This window comes from Marinimicrobium sp. C6131 (genome assembly GCF_026153455.1).
Lineage (GTDB): Bacteria > Pseudomonadota > Gammaproteobacteria > Pseudomonadales > Cellvibrionaceae > Marinimicrobium.
On the sequence record NZ_CP110629.1, the window covers coordinates 2,813,273 to 2,835,569 of the forward strand.

Genomic DNA, 22,297 nt, shown 5'->3' on the forward strand with positions numbered 1-22,297 from the left:
CAACCTCACACACACCAGCTTATTCAGAAGTGGGCAGTTCGGACAATTTCTCCTTTATCTCAGCTCGTCTGCCTTCATCCGCCAACGGTCTGTCCGGGCGGCTTTCGGCCTGAAATGCCTTCTGAAAATAACGACGAGCCTCACCATGGCGGCCCTGGTCCATGAGGAAATCCCCATAAAAATAGTTGGGATCAATGCCATCGGGATTGATGGCAAGCGCCTCTTTAAGGTAAGCCTCTGCTTTCTCGTCGTCACCAAAGCCCAGGGGCCATCCGGGCACCTGGTAGTAAAGGCTGCCCAGTGATGTGTAGGCCGACCCTTGTAGCGCGGACGCATCGATCGACAACGCACGCTCAAAATCGTTACGGGCCACTTTCACCAGTTTCAGGGCACCCAGACCTCCCTTCGCCCCAGCATAAGTGCTCAACACAATCCCGTGCCAGATCAACGGCTCCGCACGCCCGGGGTATTGCTCTACCAGCGCATCAGCCTGCTCCGCCAAGGCTTCAAAGGCCTTCTCTCGCTCGGCCTCCGGCATTTTATACTGAATCTCAGCCCAGCGATGTTGAAGGTCGGTCAGTCCGTCTATGGGTTTTTCCGCCAGTGCCGCTACAGAGGCGACACACAGCGACAGGGTCAACAGGATACGTTTCATGTCAGTACTCCGATTTGAGATACGATTGAATAATGGACAGTTTTCGGCGTAGCGCGGTATCCACCACCGCCGGAATAAGATTGTTAACAGCCACAATCAGCCGTTCAGGCCACCCCAGATACCGTCGCCCACGCTTTTGCTCAATCGTCCGTACAATCGCGAGAGCAACGGCCTCGGGACTGTCAGAACGGTTCCCCAACGCCCGGTTCATGGCTACAACAGCCGGGGAATTCATACCCGTTCTGGTCGCTCTAGGGGCGATATAACGTACCGCAATTCCACTGTCTGCCCACTCCCGGCGCAACGCTTCGGTCAGGCCCCGCAGGGCAAACTTGGTCGCGCAATAGGCCGAGTATCCAGGGAAGCCAATACTTCCAAACGTGGAACCAATAAATACCAATTCACCATGGCCGCGCTGACGGAAGTAGCTCGAAAAGCAGCGGGCCACGGCGTAAGCACTACGAAGGTTCACTCGCCACAACCGCTCCAGCTCCTGGAGCGGAGTCTGCTCCACGGCCGCGAAAAGGCCCTGACCGGCGCAGTGAATTACGCCATCGATGTCCGGGTAGCGCTGACAGATGTCCGCCATTTGGGCCTCGACATCCTCCGACGCAAGGTCAATCCGCACGTAAGTAGAGCCTTCTGCACGGCAGGGCGTGGGCGACCGGCTTGCGAGCAGAAGGCGAGCTCCTTTTCGGGCCATTTGCTCTCCCAGCGCCTCTCCGATTCCTCCGGAGGCTCCCAGTATGAGCCAACGCTGATTATGCCAGACCACGACGCACCTCCCTGATCCGATCAGCCGGTGACGCCAATGGAACATCTCTGAGCATATCCCCATAGAGCCGATAAACGACATTGGCTGCATCAACGATCGCCCGTTGGTCTTCCCGCTCAGTGATGCCGTTCATCAGGCTTTGAAAAAATTGAAAGTGCTCCTGATCCAGGCTTCCATGAGAGTAGAGGTAGCTGAACGCAGTATCCGGCAAGTTCAAAGTACGCTGCACTTTTTCTCCCATCGGCGTTGCCACGGCCACACTCGTTCCCTCAAGCACCTGTACCATGCCAAATAGCCCCACCGGATTCCCTCGGTTGATCAGGTCGTACAAAAAAGCCACCATCAACCGTATCGGCAAATCGGGCTGACCGTTACGAACGGTATCCGGGTCGACACCACAAGCTTTCAGATCATTGAGAATCCACTCGTGGTGGCCATACTCCTCCTCGATGTACTCCACCAGTGCTTTACGCACCGGCTCCAATCGATCCGGCAAGCGGGCACCGCAGGCCATCATCAAAGGCGCGGTATGTTTTACGTGATGGTAAGCCTGACTCAGAAAATAGGTGTAGCTGTTTATATCGAAACGACCATCCTCAATGGCACTGAAGATCGGCGCCTCGTAAAGCGTTTTGCGGCCAAATTCGGAAGCATTTTGCAGTTCATGAAAAAAAGTCATAGTGATTACTCCTGGGCGAACATTCTCGGTTGAGGCTGTTCAATGGATTGAGTGGAAAGACATTCGGCACTCGCCAGCCAGGACTCCAGGCTTTCCAGCACCAGTGCCCTCCTGATCCGGCCGTTGGGTGTGACTGCGGTGGAATCTATGTTCTGGAACGGGCAAGGCAACAGATACACGTGACTCAAGCGCGCATAGTCAGGCAGATTTGCATTGAGTGCCTCAATCGCCTGACGACAATCCTCCACACCGTTGTCAGTTGGTCCCGGGTACAGCAGCGCCAATGGGTGGGGCTCCCCGTCACCGAACACCAGGGCCTGCGCCATACCGGCACTTTGGGTCAGTTCCGCCTCCAGCCATTCCGGGCTGATATTGCGCCCAAAACCGGTGATCAGCAGGTTCTTCTTCCGTCCGGACACCCATAGAAACCCGTCCTGATCCAGAAAACCCAGGTCACCACTGGCTACCGCATGCGATTCATCCACGGGCGTTTCTCCCAGGTAACCGAGAAAACTGCTGCCAGAAATCTGCAGTTCACCACCGGGGCCAACATGGACATCTACATGGTCCAGAACGCGGCCCGCCGAACCGATACGATTCTCTGCGGGTGCGTTCAGCGCTACCACGGAACCACACTCCGACAACCCATAGCCCTGGAACATCGGCAATTCCAGCTTCTCCGCTCGGCGCAGTAGCGAGGGCGATACGCGCCCACCACCAACGGCCAAGAAGCGATAACCCCGGTGCTGGAGTGCGCCCGACTCCGCGCCCTCGATCAGCACTCGTGTCAACTCCGGCACCAGAATCAACGACGTTGGCTGCCAACGATTCTGCTCCGAAAGCCAGCGCTGTGAGTCCATGCCACTACTACCGGATAACCCCAGGCTGGCAAGTCCCGGAACGGACACTTCAGCACCTCGAAACAGGCTCAAATACACGCCCGCGACGTTTTCCAGAAGCGTCGCCAAGGGTAAAACCGACAGATGTTGCGGCAGCTCCAGCTGGCTCAATCGGGTGTCCAAAGCCCGCAGGGTGCGTCCCAGTTGTGCAGCGGACAAACAGACCCCTTTAGGCGTGCCGGTGCTGCCGGAAGTGAACGTGATTTTCACCGTGCCCGGGGGTAACACTGACAGTTCCCGCTCAACGGGAAGACGGTGCATCCAAAGGCCACCGCCAACCGTCTCGGCCACCTCCTCAGCCCGCACATCGGCCGTGGACAGCAGAATCCCGTCCAATCCTGCCGTTTCGACAAGATGCTGACGCTGCGACGGCGAGAAGAACGTCGGAACGGGCACTGAGACAACCCCGGCACGAACGCAGGCCAAATCGGCTACGACCCAGGCAACCGAGTTGTCACCTACCAGGCCAAGTCGCTGAACGCCCGAATCCATAATTGCCTGCGCAACCCCTTGCACACGGTTCCATAACTGTCGGTAAGTCACCGTCTGCTCATCGTCGCGAAGCGCCACTCGGCTCGGGTGCAACAAAGACCACCGGGCCAAGCGCTCAAGTAATTCATTCATAGTGACTACCTCAGACCGTGGTTTTTTTCCAGCCAACCGGTGTGCCGCATTGCCTCGACACCACTGGGAACGTGCGCCAGCACCACTTCGGGGCGGTTCTGGTAATACGCCCCCCAGTCTTGCGCCGCCCCCTGCAGCCGCTCGGGCAACGCTGGGCCGAGTACCCTCGGTTTAACACCCATTTTTGCGAAACTCAGCCGGATCGATTGAGTTCCGGTAAAACAGATCCATTCGACACCTTGGGTAACCAACCATCGAGCAATCGCGGGAAAGAACAATCGACTGACGCCCTCAACGGCGCCGGCCAAGTGAGCGATCTCCACGACCCCTTCCCGATGGCCAAGGGCGCCTGGAGGTAGATAATCCTCAATGGGATGGTCCAGATAATCCTCAAGGAACAAAGGCTGATCTGCCGCGTGCCGTGTGCCCACCGCGGCCATAACCAGCCCGGACCGGGCGACAAGAATCAGAGGAGAGGGGACAACAAGCGACGGGCAACGCCCATACGCCGCACGAAAGCGCTGTTCGATGAAGAAGGCAATAGCGTCTGTGGCCCGTGATTCGGGATCTACCGAGCACAGTTTCCAGTCCCCCACGGGCATCAGCTCTGTGACGGACGGATCGAACAGGTCCACTTTTAACGGCAACAAGCAGGAAGATGACATCAAATGAAACTCCAGTGAGGCACTCTGTCCTGCTCATGCTAAGGGTGCTATCTTAATTAACACTTAAACAATGCCCCCTGAATTCTTAAGCCAGAATTAAGAAAACTCTGCCACACTGGGGGCATCCACCATTTCCAGGCGCAACGCTGCTGCGGGAGGACCATGAGAATATTGCTGATTGAAGACGACTCGATGCTCGCCCAAACCATGGTCCGCATGCTAGAGCAGGCACAGCACCAGGTTGACTGGATCAATGACGGCAGGAAGGGACTGAATGCCCTGAAAGATCAAACCTTTGATATCGCCATTGCCGATTTGACGCTTCCTCGGCTGGATGGTCTTGAGATTGTTCGGCAAGCCAGAAAGGCACAATGCCGAACCCCCATTATTATTCTCACCGCTCGCGAAGAGCTGGATGACCGGGTGCAAGGGCTCGACTTCGGAGCGGACGACTATTTGACCAAGCCATTTAAAATGGCCGAGCTTGAAGCCCGCATGAGAGCCGTTATCAGGCGCACCGACGGCTATACCGACAACAACGTCCTGACATCGGGCACCATTCGCCTGAATTTGGATCATGCGGAGCTTCAGGTAGGGGAGAAGCGCTTCCAGCTACCCAAGGCCGAGTTTCAGATCCTGCAGGTACTGATGCGCAACACGGACAGAGTGGCCACAAGGCGACGGCTGGAGGAAGTACTCTATGGGTGGGACAGAGGCGCAGAGAGCAATACGCTTGAGGTACATATTCACCACCTTCGCCAGCGCCTGGGTAAATCCGTGATACGCACGGTACGCGGCGTTGGGTACACCCTGGATAGCGAAGCCGCAAAGGACGCTGGATGATGTCACTGACTCGTACGCTTATCCTTCTGAATACAGCAATGGTCTTGATTATTGTTACCCTGGCCTCGACCTGGAGCTATTGGCAAAGCAGCCACGAGCTGGAGGAACTGTTTGATGCGGAGTTGGCTCAGAATACCCGAATCGTTGAAGGCCTCGTTCGTCACTTGGCAGAGAATCGCAGCCGACAGGAGTTACAACGTACCCTGAGTGAGACGCTGGACCCCCTGGCGCTAACCGAGAACACCCAGGAGCCGGAAGAGCGTTGGTTCGAAAGTCGTGAGGACGAGATCCTCTCCGGTGGCCTCGGACACCGATACGAAAAGAAAATTTCTTTTCAGGTCTGGACTAAAACCGGCCAACCGATTCTACCGAACAAGTTCGGAGAGGTGGATACCCTTGCTCCCGACAAGACAGGGTTTGGGTGGCTCAGCCAGTCCGACTACCGGTGGCGCACATTTACATTACACGATGAGGAAAACGGGTTCTGGATTCGCTCCGTGCAGCGCGAAGATATTCGGGAGGAACTGAGCGGCCACCTTGCCCTCGGTAATGTTCTTCCTATTGCTTTTGCGTTGCCTCTTTTTATTGTCGCGACACTGTGGGCGGTCCGTACCAGCTTCCGCCCGCTCCGCCATCTGCAATCCATCGCCGCCCGCCTGGGACCGGGCACCGACAGATTTTTACCATCGAATACCGTCCCTCAGGAAGTGGAGGGATTGGTCACAGCGCTGAACCAACTGTTGACCCGCCTTAACCGGACGATCGAGCGGGAACGTCGCTTTTCCTCCGATGCAGCTCACGAGCTGAGAACACCACTGGCGGCATTGCGCCTGCAACTGGAGAGCATCAGCCAAGACTCCCCGACGGTGGTCAATGAGCTGTTGCAGTCACTAGACCGAATGGCCCACCTGGTGGATCAGATGCTGGTCCTGAGCAAAGCCGACTCTGATTTCAACGACCATCCGGAACGCCTATCCCTGTCAGAGTGGGTTGCCCAGAGCGTGGCGGATGTCTACCCGCTAGCTCAGGAAAAGCAGATTGAGCTGCAGTTGCTCGAAACAGATGGCGAAGCCTGGATTATGGGCAACCCCACGCTGATCAACACCATGATTCGCTCATTACTGGCCAATGCCATACAGTACGGGCCTGAGCGCAGTGAAGTAACACTCACATTAAGCCCGACTCGCGGTGGGTACCAGCTTACAATCTGCGACCATGGCCCGGGCATACCGGAAGAGGATCGAAACAAGGCGCTCAACCGCTTCGTCCGCCTCGACCAGCGCCAGGGCTCCGGAGCCGGCCTCGGCCTGGCAATCGCCCAGAGAATCACCGAGCGCCAAGGCGGCATATTGACACTGGAGGAACGCCCCGACCGTCGAACGGGGTTATGTGCAGCAGTCTGGCTCCCATCGTCTCTAACATAGGGGGATCACTTTCTGGCTTTAGTCAATTGCTAACAAAGCACCGTTACCCAATGATTGAGACCGAGAGGGAGGTGTAGTCAACGATCCCTACATGGCTCTGTATCGAACTCCAGCTCAACCGTTGTATGTGCCAACTCATACTCGGAAAGGGCGTGAGAAATGGCATGTTTCAACTGTTTCTGGTCTTCAACGCTGTTCAGCACCCCTGTTCTCAGGTGCACGGACAACACATGACGCTCTCCATCTAACGACCAAAGATGCAAATGGTGCAGGTCCTCGACGCCCGGCAGCGAACGCAGGGTTTGTTCTACGGACTGCTTCAGTTCTGGACTTGGGGACGCCTGCAGGAACAGTCTGACTGTCTGCCAGAAATTGCGACCCACATTGAACAGAATGAACAAAGTAAAGCCGATAGAAAGCAATGGGTCAAGAATCGGCCAATCGACGAACATCAGAATGATCGCTACCACCAAAACGGCGACCCAGCCCAATACGTCTTCCATCAGGTGCCAGTTCAGGACGCGTTCATTCAGCGTCTTACCCTTGCTGAGCTTGTAGGCGGCAAAACCATTGACGAGTACACCAAAAACCGCCATGCCCAGCATGCCCCCTGCCATCGGCATGGGCGGATCATCGAGTCGGGGAATCGCCTCACTGAGCACCCACACCGAGCCGACAATGAGTACCAACGCGTTTATGAAAGAGCCCAATAAGGAGAAACGACGATACCCGTAGGTGAAGCTGGCCGTAGCCTGCTTACTGCTCAACCGGGCCAGCAACCAGGCAAACCCGATAGACAAGGAGTCGCCCAGATCGTGCACTGCATCGGCCATGATGGCAGTACTGTTAGTCAGTACACCACCGACAAACTCAATAATGGTAAAGCCAACGTTCAGGAAAAACGCCCAGCCGATGCGCGCACCTTCGCCTCCATGACTGTGACCATGATCGTGCATCTTTACCCTCCCCGCCTCCAAAAATAAGAAATTGCCGGTCGCCCAGGCGACCGGCTCAGGCCTGAATCAAACCACCGAGTCGCCTTCTACTCCATCCTGTATGCGGACGGCACGACGCACGTCGGTCACAAAAATGCGACCATCGCCTCTAAGCCCGGTATGAGCCTCGGTTTTCAGCAGTTCCACCACGTCATCCACCAAGTTATCCTGGCACACAATTTCCAGTTTCACGTGCTCGGAAAATTCCGACGCACCCGCAATCGGGTGCGTTGCACTGCTGTGTGCCTTACTGCGTCCGAATCCTCGAACATCCGATACGCTCATCCCGGTAATGCCGTCCAGGCGGTGTAAGGCCAGCGTCACCGGCTCCAACCTGCGTGCCTTAATGTAAGCTTTTATCTCTTGCATGGTATCACCTCAAGACGTTGTTTGGTCGTCGCCGTTTGAACGGTCGGCGAACCAGGGATACAGGGCTGGCAGAATCACCAGCGTGAGAATGGTGGCGGTCACCAGGCCACCGATCACTACCGCCGCCAACGGCCGCTGAACTTCGCTGCCCGTGCCCGTAGCAAACAGCAAGGGCGCCAGGCCCAGACCGGTAGTGACGGCCGTCATTATGACCGGGCGCAAGCGCGCCATCGCGCCCTGAACGCAGGCTTTCGCCATGGGCACACCATCGCGCACCAACTCATTCAGGTAGCTGACCAGCACCAAGCCGTTTTCAAGCGCGATACCGAACAGGGCAATGAAGCCCACGGACGCTGGCACCGACAGGCTCAGCCCCGCCAGCCACAGCGATACAATACCGCCAACCAGAGCCAGAGGAATATTGAGCATGATCAACAGCGCATTACGCAGCGAACCGAAGTTGGCGTACAGCATGAAAAATACCAGTGCCAGGGTGATCGGTACCACCACCATCAAACGCTTGTTGGCCTGCTGCTGAAGCTCGAACTGGCCGCCCCACTTCAGGAAATAGCCCGGGGGAAGATCCACCTTCTCGGCAATAATACGGTCCGCCTCGGCCACATAGGAACCGATATCCCGGTCGCGGACGTTGGCCTGAATGGTGATAAAGCGCTGATTATTTTCTCGGGTAATCTGACGCGGCCCGACCACTTCCTCAACGCTCGCCAATTCACTCAACGGAATCTGCTGACCTTCGTGATTGCGGACTTTCAAGTCCCGAATCACTTCAGTGCGATCCCGCGCCGACTCTTTCAGACGCACGTAGATATCAAACCGACGGATCCCCTCGAACACCTGACCGGCGCTGTCCCCGCCAATGGCGATACTGATGGTTTCCTGTACATCCGATACATTCAAGTTATAGCGGGCGATGGCCTCCCGGTCCAATTCGATGCGCACCTGGGGTGTGCCTCCCACCTGGTCCTTCTGCACATCTTCCCCACCGGCGACCTGCCGCATCACCTCGGCAATTTCCGTGGCTTTTTGATCCAGAACGCTCAGGTCATCCCCAAAGAGCTTGGCGGCCAGCTCGGCTTTTGTCCCGGTAAGCAGCTCATCCACGGAGGCGGCAATGGGCTGGGTAAAGTTGAACTTGGTGCCGGGGAAGTCTTCAAACTCGGCGCTCATTGCGGAGTATAGGCCATCGAGTGTTTCCGCCGTCTGCCACTGCTCCTTGGGTTTGAGTCCGACAAAGATCTCCGCGCTGTTTACCGGGTCGGCATGCGCACCGACTTCACCGCGGCCGATCCGGGTCACGACCTGAGTCACTTCCGGGAAACGCTCCAGCAACTGACGTTCAAACAGCGTCATGGACTGTTTGGCCTTATCCAGCGAGATGGAGGGCGCCATAGTGGCACGAATCAGAAGGTCCCCCTCATTGAATCGAGGCACAAACTCAGAACCGAGACGAGGGCCGACAACCACACCGACGGCAAGCACCAACCCTGCGATGGTCACCCCAATCCAGCGGCGTCGGATAACGCCCTGCAAGAGCGGTCGATAGCCTCGGGCAATAAAGCCGACCAGGCCGCCGGGTTCATCCGAGGCTTGCTCCGATTTGGGGCGACGCATGATCAAGGAGGCCACCACCGGAGCCACCACCAGAGCAAAAATCAGCGAGCCCACCATCGCCAGAGAGACTGTGTACGCCAGCGGCCGGAAGGTGGCCCCTTCCACCCCCTGCAAACTGAACAAAGGCAGAAACACCACGATGATAATACTGATGGCAAAGAGTATGGGCCGAGCTACCGCCTGGCTGGCCCGCGCCACAATGTGCAAACGCGACTCGTCCGCGGAAGATTCGCGCAACAGTCGGTCGATGTTCTCGACCACCACCACGGCGCCGTCCACCATCATGCCGATGGCAATGGCCAGACCGCCCAGAGACATGAGGTTTGCGGAGATACCAAACCACTTCATGGCAATCAACGCCAGGCAAACCGAGAACGGAATGGACAGGGCCACTACCAGGCTGGGTCGCCAGCCCCCCATAAAGGCGAGCAAGACAATCGCGACCAAAACAATACCCTGAAGCAGTGCATTGGTCACGGTGGAAACAGCGGCTTCGACCAGTTGCGCCTGATCGTAGTAGGGGCTGACTTCGATCCCTTCCGGCAAGTTGGCATTGATCGTCGCCAACTCTTCTTTCACCGCACCGATCACATTGGAGGTGTTGGCGCCAATCAGCTTTAACACCATCCCCACCACGGCTTCGCCTTCACCATCCTTGGTGGTCAACCCGCGACGGATTTCACCACCAATGGCCAGTTCGCCCAGTTGATGCAGATAGACGGGTATACCATCAACGCTTTTGACTACAATATTGCGAAGGTCATCCAGGTTTTTTGCCAGCCCCACGGAGCGAACAATATATTGCTCGTCGTTCTGAATAATAAACTGAGCCCCCGCATTGGCATTATTCGCCTCGATCCGGCGCTTGACCTGCGGTAAAGAAATGTCGTACCGCAGTAATGCCTCGGGATCAATTCGCACCTGAAACTGCTTGACGTTACCGCCAATGGACAGCACTTCAGTCACGCCCTTGACCGTCTGCAGGTTGAACTTGACGATCCAGTCCTGAATTTCCCGCATTTCGGTGCGACTGTACTCACCACTGGTATCTTCCAGCACATAGAACAGAATCTGTCCCAGACCGGTGGTAATCGGCCCCATGACCGGCTCACCAAACCCGTTCGGAATGGCCTCTCTGGCCTGCTGCAGCCGCTCACTGACCAGTTGTCGGGCGAAGTAGATGTCCGTGCCGTCCTCGAAATAGATGTTCACCACCGACAGGCCAAAGTTCGACACTGACCGAACGTGGTCCAGCTTCGGCAAGCCGTTCATGGCGCTTTCCAGGGGGTAGGTCACATACTTTTCCACCTCTTCGGGTGCGAGCCCCTCCGTCTCTACAAACACCTGTACCAACGAGGGTGAAATGTCCGGGTAGGCATCCACCGGCAGGCTCCGATAAGCGGCATAACCGCCAATCACTGCGGCCAGTGCAATCACCACCACCAGCAGCCGGTTTTGCAACGCCGCTCGAATAATCGCTTGCATAAAAACCTCCGAATGCTAGTGGTTGTGGCCCGATTCGAATTCGCTTTTGAGCAAATCCGCTTTCAGCGTGAAGCCGCCTTTTGCGACGTATTGTTCACCGGAAGCGAGGCCGGACCGGATGACCACCTGGTCCCGATCTTTTGCACCCAGAGTGACGGGCCGGGGGTGCCAACGCTCACCCTCCCGTACAAAAACCACCTCGCGGCCCTGATATTCGATGACCGCCGTATGAGGCACCACCACCTCGGCCTGTGTCTCGGCCAGCGTCACCTCAGCCTCAATAAACATGCCGGGGCGCCATTGGCCCGACGTGTTATCAAGATATACCCGGGCCAGGCCGGTGCGTAGCTGTTCGCTGACCATGGGATCGAGATAATCGATTCGGGCGTTGACCGGTTCGGGACCGAACGCCGTGCTGAGGCGCACCGGCTGACCTGTCTCCACACGCCCAATCTGCCGTGGGTAGAGCGCAATATCGACCCAGAGCGTGGAAAGGTCCGCCACAACGAACGCGGCGTCGGTGGGTTGAATCTGTTCGCCCAGTGTTGCGGAGCGATCAATGACCGTGCCGCGAATCAGGGACTTGAGCGGAAAGCGCTGCAGGGTCTGGGAGCTCTCGCCAACCGCGAGGGTATCGCCGGCCGCAACGGAATCACCAATCCGGGCACTGACATCAACAATCTGGGCCGGGTAACGAGGGCTAACCTGAGCCACCGCTTCTTTGTTCAGGCGAACTTCTCCTGGCAGAGACACGGTCTGACTTACTTTTCCGGGGCCTGCAACTTTCACTTCTCCACCCAACGCCCGGAGCGTTTCGGGATCAACCGAGGCTCCTTGCTCTTCGTGGCCTTCATGCCCGCCATGCTCCTCGTGGGCTCCTCCGCCCGCTTCATTATGGGCTTCTTCCCCTTCTCCATGGGCTTGGTGATCAGATTCCCGCTCACCGTGGTTTTCCTCCTCACCGTGGCCCTCGTGCTCGCCGTGCTTTTCTTCGTTATGGGTTTCTCCTTCCTGCGCTTGTTCGTGCTCGTGATCGTTGTGCTCGGTTTGCTGAGCCTGTGCATTGATGCTCACCCCGGACAAGGGCAGCGCGATACTGATCATAAAAATCCAGACGGATGCTAACGGCTTCATGATTCACCTGCTTGTTCTTTAGTAAAACGGGTTTCGGGTTCGTAGGGTTCACTGACCCCTTCTATTGAGTCGGGAGTCAGACTCCATTGCCCGGTCAAACCCGTGCCAGTCAGTTGTTCGAGAGTCACCAGCGTCTGGTGAAAGTTGACGGCCGCCTGGAGCGCATCGCGCTCTACCGCCAGGCGCTCTTGCCGGGCATCCACCAACTCCAGGTAGGTATAGAGCCCTTCCTGATAGCCACGGCGAATGCTCTCAAGGGCGGCGCGCGCGGAAGGCAATGCCTCGCCTCGCAGGCGAAGCGCCGTGCTACGAAACACTTCCAACTCCTGATACAGCCGCTGGATTCGGGCCATCAAATGCACCCGAGTGGCTTTCTCTTCCAGTGCCAGTTGCTCGTACTCGGCCCGGCGGGCCCGGATTTCGCCCTGGTTCCGATCGCTGACGCCAAGCGGCATTGACAGGCTCAGGGTAAAGGCGTGGTCGTCGGTTTCCCGCACCTGCTTGACGCCGACTCCGACACGAAGGTCCTGCCGGCCACGGGCCCGGGCCAACTGCAGTTCCGCTTCTCGCAGTCGCCGTTCAGTGATATAGCGGGACAGCTGAGGAGAGTCTTCCAGGTGACGGCGGACCCGGCTGAATTCCGGCAACGCCACCAGGTCGTAAAGCGCGGCGCGAACCCGTTCGAAATCCGGTTCGGTCTCGCCCCACTGCGCGGCAAGCTCGACTCGGGCCGACGCCAACTGCTGCTGGGCCGACTCAAGGGCCAGCTCCGCCCGAGTGACCGCAATGGCCGAACGCTGAAGTGACGCATCGCTGGTGGTTCCCGCCTGGACGCGCCGCTGGATGGTTTCCCGGCTTTCCCGTGCCAACGCCAAAGAGAGTTCGGCCAGTTGGATGTTCTCCTGGGCTTCAGCGACACTCAGATAGCGACGTACCGTTTCCGCCAGGACCTGCCAGCGAACCTGACGGTACTCACTATCAACCAGGTCAGTGCGATAGCGCGCAACGTCTTCCCTCTGGCCGCGTTTACCTCCCAGCTCGATCAGTTGACTCAGCACCAGCGAGGCTTCGGCCGAGTCGGTACCGCTAAAACGACCGCTGCCGCCGATATTTTCCACTTCCACGGCCAGCTCCGGGTTGGGCCTCAAGCCCGCCTGAAGTTCACGGGCTTCAGCCGCTCGGCGACGATAGGGAAACTGCGCCAACTCGGGGTGGCGCTCCAGGGTATAAGCCAAGGCTTCATTCAAGGACAGAGGCTTTGGCGCCGCACTAGCGGGCACAGCGGCCCAGGCCAGCAGTAGCGCAATGACCCCGAATAGTCCCCTCCGCCTTGACGGAAGGGTAAATAGAGAAAGAAACATGTGTTACCTGCCTGATGATTCAGAAATAGACACGGGCCGACTCATTCCGGACGAATCGCCGGGCCAACAAGTCAACGCTTGATCACTAAGGTGTCAAATCAGGCTATGGGAGGTGGCACATCGGGTGCCATAAAGAACTGCGGAGGTAGGGGCAAATGCTCCGCCTGCCAGCGGTGACCGGTCGGCCGGAGGGAGCCAAAGTCACCAGTGGCGACAAAGAACAGATGAGCGTGGGCGTGACAGCTGTGGGCGTGAACGCAGCTTCCACCCGGGGGATGAGAATGCTCGGAGTAATCGGCGTCGACGACGCGATCAGCATTCGCCACCTGTTCAAGCGCCAGCGTGTCTCCCGCCGCCAAATCATGCCAATCCGCCGCAAACACCAGGTTCGCGACGGCAACCAGCATCAAAAACAGGATCAGGGCGCCTCTACTCATACAGATCAGTCTAACTGCTAATGACCATTGATGACAAGCACGCCCACAAGGTCAACAGCCCGCTGCACGCCACTTAATGACGCGTAAAGTGCCGATCAGACATGGTTGAACAGCGCCTGCACATTCTGTGCGCTCTGTTCGTATAACCGAACCAGGGTTCGGTTGACGGTAGACAGGTCTTGTTTCATCGCCAGGCGACGCTCCAGCCGCTCGATGACATCAACCACCTTCCCAAGACCGCCCTCTCGGGCCAACGCGGCGGCTTTCACATCACTGGAAATATCCAGCGCATTCAGAAACGTCGGCAGATCAACGCCCAGCATCACGTCCGCGCCGGACAGCAGCCCGGCCAGGAACGCCCGCCCGGAATCCAGCGGTTTACCCCGGTAGTATTCAGACAGCGCGGCACAGGCCTGAGCCCGCACCAGAATCAACCGCACCTTTTCCGGCGAGCCACCCTGCAGGGAAGAAATCAGCAATACCCAACGACGGATCGCCAGGATGCCCATGCGCATGACCACCTCTTTGAGCGAGCTGACTTCCTGGCGGGTTTTGTAAAGGGGGCTGTTGACGATCCGGATCAGACTCACCGACAGCATCGGATCTTCGGACAAGACTTGGGTAATGCGATCAATATCGGGTTCAAGCGCGTACAGAAGACCAATCAGGCGAGCCACATTGAGAGCCGCCGGACTGAGCTTTTTTCCGTGAATGATTTTCGGGCGGGCAAAGAAGTAACCCTGAAACAGATCAAACCCGGCCGCGTAAAAACGCTGATGATCCTCCGGCGTTTCAATTCGCTCGGCCAACCAGCGCACCGGGTAGTGGGATAACTGTTTGCGGTAGGTGAGGGCCTGATGAAAGGGGGTTTTCTCCACATCCACTTTGATGATGGAAGACATGCGCAACAGGGGTTCCCACTCGGGTTTGAACTCAAAATCGTCCAGCGCAAAACTGAAGCCGCGCTGGTGCCAACGCCGAACCGCTTCGATCACTTCCGCGTCCGGGTCGATCCTCTCTACCAGCTCCACCACGACCCGACCCGGGTCGATGGGCAGAAACGCACCGGAACACAAAAAGCTGCGGGACACGTTAATAAAAGCCGGGGCCTGATAGCGCTTGATCTGATCGCTGACGCCCGTACAGAAGTTGAACAACAGTTCGTTGGTCGCGTTGCGCTCACCGACATCAAAGGCGGTCTGGCCCTCATCGTTTCGATACAGCAGCTCCACACCGGCCACAGCACTCTCTCGGTCGTATATGGGCTGCGCGGCCAGAAGAACATTCAGTTCACTGTCGGAATCGTCTGCCGGCAAGTCGGGGCCATTCGCCATTGGGAAACTCTAATGCAATTGTTGTCTTGACGATGTGAGTATACGTGCCAGACAGACCCCTGTCGCCCCGGTGTCGGTAAGTTTAACAGGGGCACCCTCGAGGTGCCCCGGACCACCCAACGCGACTAAATCGTCAAGGTGATCTTGCCAAAGTGTTGGCCCGACTGTTCATACTGAAAGGCGTCAGCGATATCTTCCAGAGCAAATGATCGGTCAATCACCGGCTTGAAGCTGAGCACTTCCAGTGCGCGCACCATCGCTTGCTGATCCGCACGACTGCCGACAATCAGCCCCTGAATTCGGGCCTGCTTCGCCATCAGCCGTGCGGTGGGAATATCCCCGGCGACGCCGGTCAGTACACCGATCAACGCAATATGCCCGCCGATCGCTACTGCGTTAATGGATTGCGGCAGGGTTCCCGGACCACCCACTTCGATGATGTGGTCGGCACCGTGGCCGTCGGTGAGTTTGCGCACCGTTTTGCCCCACTCGGGATCGTTCCGGTAGTTGATCACATGATCGGCACCGAGGGCTTTGAGCTTTTCCAGCTTGGCATCGGAGGACGACGTGGCAATCACCTGCGCCCCCATGGCCTTGGCCATCTGCACCGCAAAGATCGATACCCCACCGGTGCCCAGGGTGAGCACCGTCGCGCCCGCTTTCAGGCCACCATCGACGACCAGAGCCCGCCAGGCCGTATGGCCAGCGGTGGTGAGGGTCGCCGCTTCTTCATGGCTGTAGCCTTTCGGGGCCAGCGTGAAATAGTGTACCGGGCGCACGACCGACTCCCGGGCATAGCCGTCAATACCGTCACCAGGGGTGGTGGAGAAGTCACCGATACGGGGTGGGCCCGACAACCACTGGGGGAAGAAGGTGGACACCACATGGTCGCCCGGCTGGAACTCGGTGACCTCCGGCCCCACGGCCTCCACCACCCCCGCGCCGTCGGACATGGGGATACGGCCATCTTCGGTGGGGATGATGCCGGTGACCACACTCAGGTCATGAAAGTTGAGGGAGCTGGCGTGCAGACGCACGCGGATTTCCCCCGGACCGGGTTCACCCGGGTCCGGGCGGTTTTGAAGCTCCAGAGATTCGAGGGTGGCGGGGTTGCGTACCGCAATGGTTTTCATGGGGCACTCCTTCAGGGTGAAATGAATGATCCCAGTGTAGCTTATGGGGAGGTGGGTGTGGTTGGGGGATGGTGCAGGCGTTGGGTGACGGCGGATGCGGCCTTTGGCCTTATCCGTATATGGTCTCCTCCCCGTTTGCAAGGTCTCAGTGCTCGATGTCAGGGACAGGTTGGCTCCCGTATATCCGGCCTGTTGAACGAGGCGGCTTTGTCGCCTCTGGCCTTGATGGAAGATGCGCGCCTGCCGTCCTCATCGCCCTAACGGCCTTTGGGGCCCTCGGATAAGTCAGGTTTTCGGCAGGCCGGTCTGACCTGTTATGCCATCGATCGCTGTGACCCTCGCAACCTGAGGGAAGGTTTACCTCCGTAACTATCTACGTCGCCTCGTTTGTCTATTCCACTCGCTCCCTGATTAACTTATCCGGCCATTCGCTCCTCGATCGGCCGGTACCGCTCGCCTCGGGCGATGATCACCCAGGCCATGCGGACTAACTTGTTGGCCAGCGCTACGGTGGCTTTGTTGAACCCCCGCTCGGCCTTGATGCGCTGGATCCAGCGGCTGAGCGGGTCGCTTTTCTGGTCCGCTCGTGACACCACCGCCCGAGCTCCGTGGATCACCTGCGCCCGCACATAGGGATCACCCCGTTTGCTGATCCCCAGAAGGACCTCCTTGCCACCGGTGCTGTTCTGTCTCGGTATTACCCCCAGTGCCGCCGAGGCATCCCGCCCCCGGCCGAACTGCTGGCCATCGCCCATCCAGCCTTTGAGCTGGCTGGCTACCACCGGGCCAACACCCGGCAGCGCATCCAGGCGTTGGCAGACCTCATCGGCTTTGGCCTGTCGCTTCACCTCCTGGTCATACCAGGCCAACTCCTCTTCTACCTCCAGGAAGCGCTGATACTGACGGTGCAGCAACTGCCGAGCCCGTGGGCTCAACTCGTTCTCGGCATCCTCCAGCGCCAGGGGCAGTTCCCGGCGCAGGGCCGCTATCCCCTCAGGGATGATGACACCGTACTCGGCGAGCAAGCCTCGCAGCCGGTTGCCCATCCGGGTGCGCTCAGCGATCACGCTGCGGCGCAGCTTGTGCAGCATCTGCTCATCCTGCTGCTCGATACTCTTGATCGCCACCGGGCGGATTCGTCCGTGCTCACAGGCCTCGGCGATCGCCTGGGCATCGTTGTAGTCGTTCTTCTGGCCCCGCAGATACGCCTTCACATGCTGGGCCGGCAGCAGCTTCACTTCGTGCCCCAGTGCCTGTAGCTTGCGCCCCCAGTAATGGGCGCTGGCGCAGGCTTCCATGGCTACCTTGCAAGGGGCCAGCTTTGCCATCTGATTAAGCAGTTGCTTGCGGCGCAATTTGCGCCTCCACCCGCACTGGCCATTCGGGCCCAGTCCGTACACTGCAAACTCATTCTTTGCGAGGTCAATGCCAATCGTTGTAAGCTTTGCCATGGTCTCCTCCCACTCATCTCAGATAGGAACTTATTCCTCCCCTATCTTGGCGCATCGCGACGCCGATTAGGAGGGGAGGAGACCATCTCATCGCCCTACGCCTGGCTCCGAGGTACCCGTAGGGCGGATAAGCCGAAGGCGCATCCGCCGTTACCGCATGTAAACCTACGCCGTCACCACTTCGGCCTTCGCCGTTGCCGCCGCATCATCCTCCTCTTCCACCGAGCTGCGGATCAGATGATCAAAGGCACTCAACGCTGCCGTCGCACCGGCGCCCATGGAAATCACGATCTGCTTGTACGGCACCGTGGTGGCATCCCCCGCGGCAAACACGCCGGGCATGGACGTCGCACCGCGGGCGTCGATCTCGATTTCACCAAAACGGTTCAACGCCAGATCGCTGCCCTTGAGCCACTCGGTATTCGGCACCAGGCCAATCTGAACAAACACCCCGGCCAACTCAATGGTCTGGCTCGCGCCAGTCAGGCGATCGGTGTAGGTGATTCCGTTGACCTTGTTGCCATCGCCATTGATCTCGGTGGTCTGGGCGCTGGTGATGATGGTCACATTCGGCATGGATCGCGCCTTGCGTTGCAACACGTCATCCGCTTTGAGCGTGTCGGCATATTCGAACACGGTCACATGCTCGACAATGCCCGCCAGGTCAATGGCCGCTTCAACGCCGGAATTACCGCCGCCAATCACCCCGACATGCTTGCCTTTAAAGAAGGGGCCATCACAGTGCGGGCAGTAAGCGACGCCCTTGTTACGGTACTTGGCTTCGCCGGGCACACCCAGCTCGCGCCAGCGGGCACCGGTGGCCAGCACCACGGATTTGCTCGACAGAGTCGCGCCGCTTTCCAGTTCCAAGTCAATCATCTTGTGCCGGGCGATGCTCGCCGCACGCTGTTCGGTGATGATGTCCACGCCGTATTCCTTGACGTGCTGCTCCAACCCGGCGGACAGTTTCGGACCCTCGGTATAGGGCACCGAGATAAAGTTTTCAATGCCCATGGTATCCATCACTTGGCCACCAAAACGCTCGGCCAACAGGGCGGTGCGCACGCCCTTGCGCGCGGCGTATACGGCCGCGGCGGCACCGGCGGGGCCACCACCGACAATCAATACGTCATAGGGATCGCGCTCGCTAAGCGCGGCGGCTTTCCGATCGGCCGCGCCGGTGTCCAGCTTGTTGACGATTTCTTCCAGGGTCATGCGGCCCTGACCGAAATGCTCACCATTGAGATAGACAGCCGGCACCGCCATCACTTGTCGCTCTTCCACTTCCTCCTGAAACAGGCCACCGTCGATCATCTCGTGGGTGATATTCGGATTCAGGGTCGCCATCAGGTTCAGGGCCTGAACCACATCCGGGCAGTTCTGGCAGGACAGGGAAATGTAGGTTTCAAAATGGAATTCGCCTTCCAACTGACGCACCTGCTCCAACACCTCCGGGTCGGCCTTGGACGGATGACCGCCCGCCTGAAGCAGCGCCAGTACCAGCGAAGTGAATTCGTGCCCCATGGGAATACCCGCGAAGCTGACGCGGGGTTCTTCACCGGCGGGGGCAATCGCCATGGCCGGACGGCGCTTGCCGTTACCGGGCTTCTGTTCAATTTTGGCGGACAGCTCGGCGATTTCGCTCGCCAGGCTCTCCAGCTCGGAAGACTTGGGGCTTTCATTACCGGACACACGAATCTCGATCGGATTGACGATCTTCTGCAAATAGGTGTCCAGTTGCTGTTTCAGCGTTGCATCCAACATCGGTGTGTCCTTAAAAAATTCGGTCTAACGGATTCGTTAAAAAAGGGCCCATCCGAAGATGGGCCTAAGGCGTGATTAAGCAATGATCAAGCGATGAACGGGTCGGGATTAAATCTTGCCGACCAGGTCCAGTGACGGAGCCAGTGTCTCCTCACCTTCTTTCCACTTGGCGGGGCAGACTTCGCCCGGGTGAGCGGCGATGTACTGGGCGGCTTTGATCTTGCGCAGCAGCTCGGACGCATCGCGGCCGATACCACCCGCCGTGATCTCCACGATCTGGATCTTGCCCTGAGGGTCGACCACAAAGGTACCTCGATCGGCGATGCCTTCCTCTTCAATCAGCACGTTGAAGTTGCGGCTGATCTGACCGGTCGGGTCCGCAATCATCGGAAACTGGAGCTTACCGATGGTTTCGGAGGAGTCGTGCCACGCCTTGTGAGTGAAGTGGGTATCGGTGGACACCGAGTAGATCTCGACACCCAACTTCTGGAATTCAGCGTAGTTGTCCGCCAGGTCGCCCAGCTCGGTGGGGCATACAAAAGTGAAGTCGGCGGGGTAAAAGAAGAATACGGCCCACTTACCCTTCGCATCTTCGTCAGTGACTTTTACGAACTCACCGTTGTGGTAAGCATGGGCACTGAAGGGTTTCAGGTCGGATTCAATATAGCGAGACATGCAAAGTTCCTCGTTGAGTGGATTTAAGGGAAAACCTAATACGAGGCTTATGCTATTAAAAAATATCTTTTAATAGAAATTCTATATATCAATGGGCATGATAGCTATTGGCAATATTTACTTGATAGCCAAAATATATCGAATCTGCTTTATGAGTTTTCGGTGGATGACAGCCCCTTCGGGGCCTTATCCACCCTACGATGCGTCGATGTCGTGTCGGGTGGATCGGTCCGACGCATGCCCGTGCCACAACGTCAAAGTCACCAGAGCTCGACTCCAAAACGGCGAACCAACAAGGCAAAGCCAATAAAACTGACCAGCGTAATCACCACACTGACTCCCAGGGTCGGCCAGAACCCCAGCTTTGGCAGCATGAATGGGAACGCGAGAAACATCGGCAGCGTTGGCACCACGTACCAGAAGGTGTACCAGGCATGGTTGGCGATTTTCTCCTGGGGCTGGTTTTCGATGTAGAGCCAGATCAGGGCCAGCACCGTCACCATGGGCAGGGCGGCGAGCAGGCCGCCCAGGCGATCACTGCGCTTGGCGGCTTCGGTGACCAGCACCACCACGGCGGCGGTGAGCAGGTATTTGGTAACAATCCACATCATGGTCTTGCCCTTTTTGAGGTTGTCATGAAGTGTCGGGGGGCAGCGCCTTGCCCCTCGAACCTGAGTATAGACCTCGCCCTACCCCTATTGGCCGACTCCCCTTCCCCGTTCTCACCCGCTACACTGTGGCAATAGCCACAGTCACGGAGTCGTTCATGGTTCGCAGTCCCGTTCTGGTGATCAATTCAGGCAGTTCATCGCTCAAATTCTCGGTGTTTGATATGCACACGGGCCGCGAAGTCCTCGCCGGTCTGGCCGAGCGGTTGGGGACAGCGGAGGCGCTGATGAGCTGGCAAGGCGAGGGCGCCAAACAGCACCGGGCGATTCCGGACCAGGGCCATGACGGTGCCTTGCGCGAGGTGCATTCGCTGCTGGATGACGTCGGCACCCCGGCCGCCATCGGTCACCGGGTGGTCCACGGCGGCGAAGCGTTTTCCGGCTCGGTGGTCATTGATGAGGCGGTCATTGAGGGGATCGAGGGTTGCGCCAGCCTGGCGCCGCTGCACAACCCGGCCAACCTGCTGGGTATCCGGGCCATGCAGCGTCTCTACCCGGCGGTTCCCCAGGTGGCGGTGTTCGATACCGCCTTTCACCAGAGCCTTGCGCCCGAAGCCTATCTCTACGCCATCCCCATTCGCCTGTACCGGGAGCAGCGCGTGCGCCGCTACGGCTTTCACGGCACCAGCCATCAATACGTAGCGGGCGAAGCGGTTCACCGCCTGGAACTCGACCCGCAGGATCACGGCCTGATTACCGCCCACCTGGGCAATGGCTGCAGCGCCGCCGCCATCCACAATGGTCGGTCGGTAGACACCACCATGGGCATGACCCCGCTCGAAGGGCTGGTGATGGGCACCCGTAGCGGGGATGTGGACCCGGGCCTGCATGAGTTTCTGGCCGAAAAGCTGGGGCTGACACTGGCGGAGATCACCGCCATGCTCAACCGGGAAAGCGGGCTGCTGGGCTTGTCGGCGCTGTCCAACGATATGCGCACCCTCACTGAAGCGGCCCAGTCCGGCAACGGCGATGCCCAGCGGGCCATTGATGTGTTCTGTTTCCGGCTGGCGCGGCAAATCGGTGCGCTCGCCGCGAGCCTGCCAAGATTGGATGCGCTGGTCTTTACCGGGGGTATTGGCGAGAACGCCGCCCCGGTGCGCGAGCAGGTACTGAAACGCCTGCCCCTGTTCGGCTTTGAATGTGATACCGCCCTTAACAACCAGCACGGCGACGACCGGGGGCGGATCAATGCCCCGGGCACCACCACCGCGGTAGTCATTCCCACCCGCGAAGAGTGGATGATCGCCAACGATGCTTTTCAACTCACTCATCCGTCATCAGGCGTGGAGTAACCG

Annotated in this window: 20 protein-coding genes; 3 read left to right on the forward strand and 17 right to left on the reverse strand. The window is 58.4% G+C overall.

Annotated features, from left to right (window positions below):
- Positions 1-19: 19 nt before the first annotated feature.
- Genes OOT55_RS12195 through OOT55_RS12215 form a run of 5 tightly spaced genes read right to left on the reverse strand, consistent with a single transcriptional unit; the run spans position 20 to position 4,297 of the window.
- Complete coding sequence (locus tag OOT55_RS12195; RefSeq protein WP_265366144.1) at positions 20-655, reverse strand: tetratricopeptide repeat protein; 636 nt, start codon at positions 653-655, stop codon at positions 20-22.
- Position 656: 1 nt separating this feature from the next.
- Positions 657-1,520, reverse strand: coding sequence for an SDR family oxidoreductase (locus tag OOT55_RS12200; RefSeq protein ID WP_322113809.1), 864 nt, complete (start codon positions 1,518-1,520; stop codon positions 657-659).
- Positions 1,417-2,109, reverse strand: a complete 693-nt coding sequence (locus OOT55_RS12205) for a TenA family transcriptional regulator (protein WP_265366146.1) — start codon at positions 2,107-2,109, stop codon at positions 1,417-1,419. Before OOT55_RS12205 ends, OOT55_RS12200 begins: the two co-directional genes overlap by 104 nt.
- A 5-nt stretch (positions 2,110-2,114) precedes the next feature.
- Positions 2,115-3,632 carry an AMP-binding protein gene (locus OOT55_RS12210; RefSeq protein WP_265366147.1) on the reverse strand — a complete coding sequence of 506 codons (1,518 nt, stop codon included), beginning with the start codon at positions 3,630-3,632 and terminating at the stop codon, positions 2,115-2,117.
- A 5-nt stretch (positions 3,633-3,637) separates the two neighbouring features.
- Positions 3,638-4,297, reverse strand: a complete 660-nt coding sequence (locus tag OOT55_RS12215; protein WP_265368826.1) for a thermostable hemolysin — start codon at positions 4,295-4,297, stop codon at positions 3,638-3,640.
- Between the two features lie 162 nt (positions 4,298-4,459).
- Here OOT55_RS12215 and OOT55_RS12220 point away from each other — a divergent pair, with 162 nt between their 5' ends.
- Both OOT55_RS12220 and OOT55_RS12225 read left to right on the forward strand, forming a co-directional pair.
- Positions 4,460-5,140: a response regulator transcription factor gene (locus tag OOT55_RS12220; RefSeq protein WP_265366148.1), complete on the forward strand. Its 681-nt coding sequence runs from the start codon at positions 4,460-4,462 to the stop codon at positions 5,138-5,140.
- 38 nt (positions 5,141-5,178) lie between these two features.
- Positions 5,179-6,564, forward strand: coding sequence for an ATP-binding protein (locus tag OOT55_RS12225; protein WP_265366149.1), 1,386 nt, complete (start codon positions 5,179-5,181; stop codon positions 6,562-6,564).
- 77 nt (positions 6,565-6,641) lie between these two features.
- On the opposite strand, the gene OOT55_RS12230 is transcribed toward OOT55_RS12225, so the two are convergent.
- The 12 genes from OOT55_RS12230 to OOT55_RS12285 all read right to left on the reverse strand — a co-directional run bounded on the left by OOT55_RS12230 (position 6,642) and on the right by OOT55_RS12285 (position 20,945).
- Complete coding sequence (locus tag OOT55_RS12230; RefSeq protein ID WP_265366150.1) at positions 6,642-7,520, reverse strand: cation diffusion facilitator family transporter; 879 nt, start codon at positions 7,518-7,520, stop codon at positions 6,642-6,644.
- Positions 7,521-7,586: 66 nt separating this feature from the next.
- Entirely contained in the window at positions 7,587-7,928 is a 342-nt protein-coding gene (locus OOT55_RS12235; RefSeq protein WP_265366151.1) for a P-II family nitrogen regulator, read from the reverse strand.
- Between the two features lie 9 nt (positions 7,929-7,937).
- On the reverse strand, positions 7,938-11,045 hold the full coding sequence (locus OOT55_RS12240) for an efflux RND transporter permease subunit (RefSeq protein WP_265366152.1): 3,108 nt from the start codon (positions 11,043-11,045) through the stop codon (positions 7,938-7,940).
- A 15-nt stretch (positions 11,046-11,060) separates the two neighbouring features.
- The gene (locus OOT55_RS12245; RefSeq protein ID WP_265366153.1) at positions 11,061-12,179 is read right to left on the reverse strand and encodes an efflux RND transporter periplasmic adaptor subunit; all 1,119 of its coding nucleotides are present in this window, start codon (positions 12,177-12,179) and stop codon (positions 11,061-11,063) included.
- A complete protein-coding gene (locus OOT55_RS12250; RefSeq protein ID WP_265366154.1) occupies positions 12,176-13,540 on the reverse strand; it encodes a TolC family protein in 1,365 nt (454 codons plus the stop codon). The genes OOT55_RS12245 and OOT55_RS12250 overlap by 4 nt, the downstream gene beginning before the upstream one ends.
- A gap of 98 nt (positions 13,541-13,638) precedes the next feature.
- On the reverse strand, positions 13,639-13,977 hold the full coding sequence (locus OOT55_RS12255) for a hypothetical protein (protein WP_265366155.1): 339 nt from the start codon (positions 13,975-13,977) through the stop codon (positions 13,639-13,641).
- Positions 13,978-14,072: 95 nt separating this feature from the next.
- Positions 14,073-15,311, reverse strand: a complete 1,239-nt coding sequence (locus tag OOT55_RS12260) for an EAL and HDOD domain-containing protein (protein ID WP_265366156.1) — start codon at positions 15,309-15,311, stop codon at positions 14,073-14,075.
- A gap of 125 nt (positions 15,312-15,436) precedes the next feature.
- Complete coding sequence (locus OOT55_RS12265; protein ID WP_265366157.1) at positions 15,437-16,444, reverse strand: zinc-dependent alcohol dehydrogenase family protein; 1,008 nt, start codon at positions 16,442-16,444, stop codon at positions 15,437-15,439.
- Between the two features lie 416 nt (positions 16,445-16,860).
- Entirely contained in the window at positions 16,861-17,895 is a 1,035-nt protein-coding gene (locus tag OOT55_RS12270; RefSeq protein ID WP_265365857.1) for an IS110 family transposase, read from the reverse strand.
- A 165-nt stretch (positions 17,896-18,060) separates the two neighbouring features.
- Positions 18,061-19,659: an alkyl hydroperoxide reductase subunit F gene (gene ahpF / locus OOT55_RS12275; RefSeq protein ID WP_265366158.1), complete on the reverse strand. Its 1,599-nt coding sequence runs from the start codon at positions 19,657-19,659 to the stop codon at positions 18,061-18,063.
- A 108-nt stretch (positions 19,660-19,767) separates the two neighbouring features.
- On the reverse strand, positions 19,768-20,334 hold the full coding sequence (gene ahpC, locus OOT55_RS12280) for an alkyl hydroperoxide reductase subunit C (protein ID WP_123638521.1): 567 nt from the start codon (positions 20,332-20,334) through the stop codon (positions 19,768-19,770).
- Positions 20,335-20,594: 260 nt separating this feature from the next.
- A complete protein-coding gene (locus OOT55_RS12285; protein ID WP_123638522.1) occupies positions 20,595-20,945 on the reverse strand; it encodes a DUF3147 family protein in 351 nt (116 codons plus the stop codon).
- 155 nt (positions 20,946-21,100) lie between these two features.
- Between OOT55_RS12285 and OOT55_RS12290 the strand changes: the two genes are divergently transcribed.
- Complete coding sequence (locus OOT55_RS12290; RefSeq protein WP_265366159.1) at positions 21,101-22,294, forward strand: acetate/propionate family kinase; 1,194 nt, start codon at positions 21,101-21,103, stop codon at positions 22,292-22,294.
- The last annotated feature ends 3 nt before the right edge of the window (positions 22,295-22,297 follow it).

Bases quoted from the DNA above. Each gene is read 5' to 3' on its own strand.
- OOT55_RS12195 (WP_265366144.1), bottom strand. From the start codon at position 655: ATGAAACGTATCCTGTTGACCCTGTCGCTGTGTGTCGCCTCTGTAGCG.
- OOT55_RS12200 (WP_322113809.1), bottom strand. From the start codon at position 1,520: ATGCAGCCAATGTCGTTTATCGGCTCTATGGGGATATGCTCAGAGATG.
- OOT55_RS12270 (WP_265365857.1), bottom strand. From the start codon at position 17,895: ATGGCAAAGCTTACAACGATTGGCATTGACCTCGCAAAGAATGAGTTT.
- OOT55_RS12245 (WP_265366153.1), bottom strand. From the start codon at position 12,179: ATGAAGCCGTTAGCATCCGTCTGGATTTTTATGATCAGTATCGCGCTG.
- OOT55_RS12235 (WP_265366151.1), bottom strand. From the start codon at position 7,928: ATGCAAGAGATAAAAGCTTACATTAAGGCACGCAGGTTGGAGCCGGTG.
- OOT55_RS12255 (WP_265366155.1), bottom strand. From the start codon at position 13,977: ATGAGTAGAGGCGCCCTGATCCTGTTTTTGATGCTGGTTGCCGTCGCG.
- OOT55_RS12205 (WP_265366146.1), bottom strand. From the start codon at position 2,109: ATGACTTTTTTTCATGAACTGCAAAATGCTTCCGAATTTGGCCGCAAA.
- OOT55_RS12290 (WP_265366159.1), top strand. From the start codon at position 21,101: ATGGTTCGCAGTCCCGTTCTGGTGATCAATTCAGGCAGTTCATCGCTC.
- OOT55_RS12260 (WP_265366156.1), bottom strand. From the start codon at position 15,311: ATGGCGAATGGCCCCGACTTGCCGGCAGACGATTCCGACAGTGAACTG.
- OOT55_RS12220 (WP_265366148.1), top strand. From the start codon at position 4,460: ATGAGAATATTGCTGATTGAAGACGACTCGATGCTCGCCCAAACCATG.
- OOT55_RS12230 (WP_265366150.1), bottom strand. From the start codon at position 7,520: ATGCACGATCATGGTCACAGTCATGGAGGCGAAGGTGCGCGCATCGGC.
- ahpF (WP_265366158.1), bottom strand. From the start codon at position 19,659: ATGTTGGATGCAACGCTGAAACAGCAACTGGACACCTATTTGCAGAAG.
- OOT55_RS12210 (WP_265366147.1), bottom strand. From the start codon at position 3,632: ATGAATGAATTACTTGAGCGCTTGGCCCGGTGGTCTTTGTTGCACCCG.
- ahpC (WP_123638521.1), bottom strand. From the start codon at position 20,334: ATGTCTCGCTATATTGAATCCGACCTGAAACCCTTCAGTGCCCATGCT.
- OOT55_RS12250 (WP_265366154.1), bottom strand. From the start codon at position 13,540: ATGTTTCTTTCTCTATTTACCCTTCCGTCAAGGCGGAGGGGACTATTC.
- OOT55_RS12265 (WP_265366157.1), bottom strand. From the start codon at position 16,444: ATGAAAACCATTGCGGTACGCAACCCCGCCACCCTCGAATCTCTGGAG.
- OOT55_RS12215 (WP_265368826.1), bottom strand. From the start codon at position 4,297: ATGTCATCTTCCTGCTTGTTGCCGTTAAAAGTGGACCTGTTCGATCCG.
- OOT55_RS12285 (WP_123638522.1), bottom strand. From the start codon at position 20,945: ATGATGTGGATTGTTACCAAATACCTGCTCACCGCCGCCGTGGTGGTG.
- OOT55_RS12240 (WP_265366152.1), bottom strand. From the start codon at position 11,045: ATGCAAGCGATTATTCGAGCGGCGTTGCAAAACCGGCTGCTGGTGGTG.
- OOT55_RS12225 (WP_265366149.1), top strand. From the start codon at position 5,179: ATGGTCTTGATTATTGTTACCCTGGCCTCGACCTGGAGCTATTGGCAA.